This is a genomic window from Aeromicrobium sp. PFPM2_SD2 (assembly GCF_057364525.1).
The window spans coordinates 1-3,518 of sequence record NZ_JBNFNZ010000276.1 but is presented as its reverse complement, the minus strand read 5'-3'; the positions used below and the strand labels follow the sequence as shown (position 1 = coordinate 3,518).

3 protein-coding genes and 1 pseudogene are annotated in these 3,518 nt (G+C 70.5%); 3 read left to right on the top strand and 1 reads right to left on the bottom strand.

The window, feature by feature from the left end:
• Nucleotides 1–114, bottom strand: a 114-nt coding sequence (locus AC2W7G_RS12000) for a histidine kinase dimerization/phospho-acceptor domain-containing protein (protein WP_485868645.1), incomplete at its 3' end; no start/stop codon positions are given.
• Nucleotides 115–209: 95 nt separating this feature from the next.
• On the opposite strand from AC2W7G_RS12000, the gene AC2W7G_RS11995 reads away from it, so the two are divergent.
• The 3 genes and pseudogenes from AC2W7G_RS11995 to AC2W7G_RS11985 form a co-directional block, all read left to right on the top strand.
• Nucleotides 210–1,685 carry a glutamate-cysteine ligase family protein gene (locus AC2W7G_RS11995; protein ID WP_485868644.1) on the top strand — a complete coding sequence of 492 codons (1,476 nt, stop codon included), beginning with the start codon at nt 210–212 and terminating at the stop codon, nt 1,683–1,685.
• A gap of 131 nt (nt 1,686–1,816) precedes the next feature.
• Nucleotides 1,817–3,126 (top strand): annotated as a pseudogene (locus tag AC2W7G_RS11990) (RNA polymerase sigma factor).
• 110 nt (nt 3,127–3,236) lie between these two features.
• The coding region (locus AC2W7G_RS11985) for a hypothetical protein (RefSeq protein WP_485868643.1) at nt 3,237–3,518 on the top strand (282 nt) is incomplete at its 3' end.

Genomic DNA, 3,518 nt, shown 5'->3' with positions numbered 1-3,518 from the left:
CGTGGAGACGAAGCCCTTGATGCCGGTCAGCGGCGAGCGCAGCTCGTGGGCGACGGTGGCGATGAGGTCGGAGCGCTCGCGGTCGCGCTGGTTGCGGATGCGCGCGTTGCGCACCGAGACGTCCGGGCCCCCGTCGTCGTGACGGGAGGCACGCTGCGCGCTCCGGCTTCGGCAGGACGGAAGCGGCCGCCCTCAATAGGGTGAGCCGCATGGGACGCGACGTCGAGGACCGCGAGTTCACCCGCGAGGACCGCACCCGCTACCGCGCCAAGGTGCGCCGGTGCCTGGACGTGCTGGCCCGCATGCTGACGACGCACGACTTCACCGTGAACGTGCCGCACATCGGCGTCGAGATCGAGTTCAACCTCGTCGACGACGAGGGCCGCCCGGCCCTGCGCAACGCCGAGGCGCTCGACGCCATCGCCGACGAGGACTTCCAGACCGAGCTCGGCCAGTGGAACGTCGAGATCAACGTGCCGCCGCGACCGCTCACCGGCGACGGGCTGGCCGTGCTCGAGCGCGACCTGCGCGACGACCTGAACGGCGCCCAGGGCAAGGCGGCCACGATCGGCACCCACCTGCTGATGATCGGCATCCTGCCGACGCTCGACGAGACGCACCTGCAGCAGGAGGCGATCTCGCCGAACCCGCGCTACAAGCTGCTGTCCGACGAGATCCTCAAGGCCCGCGGCGAGGACATCGCCATCGCCATCGACGGGGTCGACCGGCTCGAGACCACGGTCGACACGATCATGCCCGAGGCCGCCTGCACCAGCACCCAGCTGCACCTGCAGGTGCAGCCGGACGACTTCGCCCCGGCCTGGAACGCGTCCCAGGCGATCGCGGGCGTCCAGCTGGCCGTCGGCGCCAACTCGCCGCTGCTCCTGGGTCGCCAGCTGTGGCACGAGACCCGCATCGCGCTGTTCGACCAGTCGACCGACACCCGCAGCGACGAGCTCAAGGCCCAGGGCGTGCGTCCGCGCGTCTGGTTCGGCGAGAAGTGGATCACGTCGGTCTTCGACCTGTTCGAGGAGAACGTCAAGTACTTCCCGGCGCTGCTGCCGATCGTCGAGGACGAGGACCCGGTCGCCGAGGTCGAGGCCGGCCGCATCCCGTCGCTCGCCGAGCTCAACCTGCACAACGGCACCATCTACCGCTGGAACCGGCCGATCTACGACGTCTCGGACGGCTTCCCGCACCTGCGGGTCGAGAACCGCGTCCTGCCCGCGGGCCCGACCGTCGTCGACACGCTGGCCAACGCGGCGCTCTACTACGGGCTCGTCCGGGCCCTGGTGCGGGCCGAGCGGCCGCTGTGGTCGCAGCTGTCGTTCGCGGCCGCCGCGGAGAACTTCTACGCCGGTGCCCGCGAGGGCATCGACGCGCAGCTGTTCTGGCCGGGCATCGGCACGGTCCCGGCGACCGAGCTCGTGCTGCGCCGCCTGCTGCCGATGGCCCACGAGGGGCTGCGCGGCGCCGGCGTGGACGACGCCCTGCGCGAGCGGCTGCTCGGCGTCGTCGAGCAGCGCTGCCTGACCGGCCGCAACGGGTCCACCTGGCTGATCGAGGAGTTCGGCCGTCGTCGGGCGTCCGGCCAGGACCGCGCCGAGGCGCTGCGGGCGACGACGAAGGCCTACCAGGAGCGCATGCACGCCAACGAGCCCGTGCACTCCTGGGACCACGACTGACCCGATCCGCCCGTCGCCCCGGGCATCCTGCGACCTGGCACATGAGAGTTTGCTGAGACGTGTCACACTGGTCGCGCTGAGGTTGACCGCAGGGTGATTCGTTGCGCCCTGGATCCGATGAAGGGGTGCTGATGGCCGTCAAGAAGACCGCGTCGCCGGCGACCACCGACACCTCGAGCCCGACCCCGTCGAAGCCCGCGACCCAGAAGAGCACCGTGACGAAGACTGCTGCCAAGACCACCTCCACCCCCGCCAAGAAGGCGCCCGCCAAGAAGACGGCGGCCAAGAAGGCTCCGGCGAAGAAGGCCACCGCCAAGAAGGCCGACCAGGTCGACGTCTCCGGCGACGACACGTCCGCCGCGACGACGCTCGTCGACGCCACCGGCAAGAAGGTGCTGCCGGACATCTCGGACTCGGAGTTCGAGAAGGACCTGGCGACGGACCCGACGCTGAAGGAGGACGAGAAGTCCGGCTTCACGCTGTCCGCGGCCGACGAGAGCGACGAGCCCGTCCAGCAGGTCATGGTCGCCGGCGCCACCGCCGACCCGGTGAAGGACTACCTCAAGCAGATCGGCAAGGTCGCGCTGCTGACCGCCGCCGAGGAGGTCGAGCTGGCCAAGCGCATCGAGGCCGGCCTGTTCGCCGAGGAGAAGCTCGCCGCCGGCGGCAAGATCACCCCCAAGGTGCTCGAGGAGCTGGAGTGGATCGTCCAGGACGGACGCCGCGCCAAGAACCACCTGCTCGAGGCCAACCTGCGCCTCGTGGTCTCGCTGGCCAAGCGCTACACCGGCCGCGGCATGCTCTTCCTGGACCTGATCCAGGAGGGCAACCTGGGCCTCATCCGCGCGTCGAGAAGTTCGACTACACCAAGGGCTTCAAGTTCTCCACGTACGCGACGTGGTGGATCCGCCAGGCGATCACCCGCGCCATGGCCGACCAGGCGCGCACCATCCGCATCCCGGTCCACATGGTCGAGGTCATCAACAAGCTGGCCCGCGTCCAGCGTCAGATGCTGCAGGACCTGGGCCGCGAGCCCACCCCCGAGGAGCTCGCCAAGGAGCTCGACATGACGCCCGAGAAGGTCGTCGAGGTGCAGAAGTACGGCCGTGAGCCGATCTCGCTGCACACCCCGCTCGGCGAGGACGGCGACAGCGAGTTCGGTGACCTGATCGAGGACTCCGAGGCCATCGTCCCGGCCGACGCGGTCTCGTTCACGCTGCTGCAGGAGCAGCTGCACGCGGTGCTCGACACGCTCTCCGAGCGCGAGGCGGGCGTCGTCTCGATGCGCTTCGGCCTGACCGACGGCCAGCCCAAGACGCTCGACGAGATCGGCAAGGTCTACGGCGTCACGCGTGAGCGCATCCGCCAGATCGAGTCCAAGACGATGAGCAAGCTGCGTCACCCGTCGCGCTCGCAGGTGCTGCGCGACTACCTCGACTGAGTCGTCGTGCCCAGGGCCCCGGTTCCGTGAGGAGCCGGGGCCCTCGTCGTTCGCGCGGCCGGGTCCGGTGCGAGCGCCTAGCCTGGACCTGACCGGACGAGGGGAGTGTCGTGGACCGCAAGCAGGTGGCCCAGCAGGTGGTCAGGTACGCGCCGGTGGTGGCCAAGCAGCTGCCGCGGCTCTGGCCGCTGCTGCTCGAGTCGCGCAACCGCGAGAAGGTGACGGGCGTGCTGCGTGACCCGGCCGCCAGGTCGCCCGAGCGGCGGCTGCAGGCACGTCTGGAGCTGACCGCCGAGCTGGCCGAGCGCATCGGGGCAGGACGCGACGACGCCCCGACGAGCAGCGGCAGGCCCGCGACTGGCGCGACCGGGCGCGGAACCTGCAGCGCCGCG

Bases quoted from the DNA above. Each gene is read 5' to 3' on its own strand.
- AC2W7G_RS11995 (WP_485868644.1), top strand. From the start codon at position 210: ATGGGACGCGACGTCGAGGACCGCGAGTTCACCCGCGAGGACCGCACC.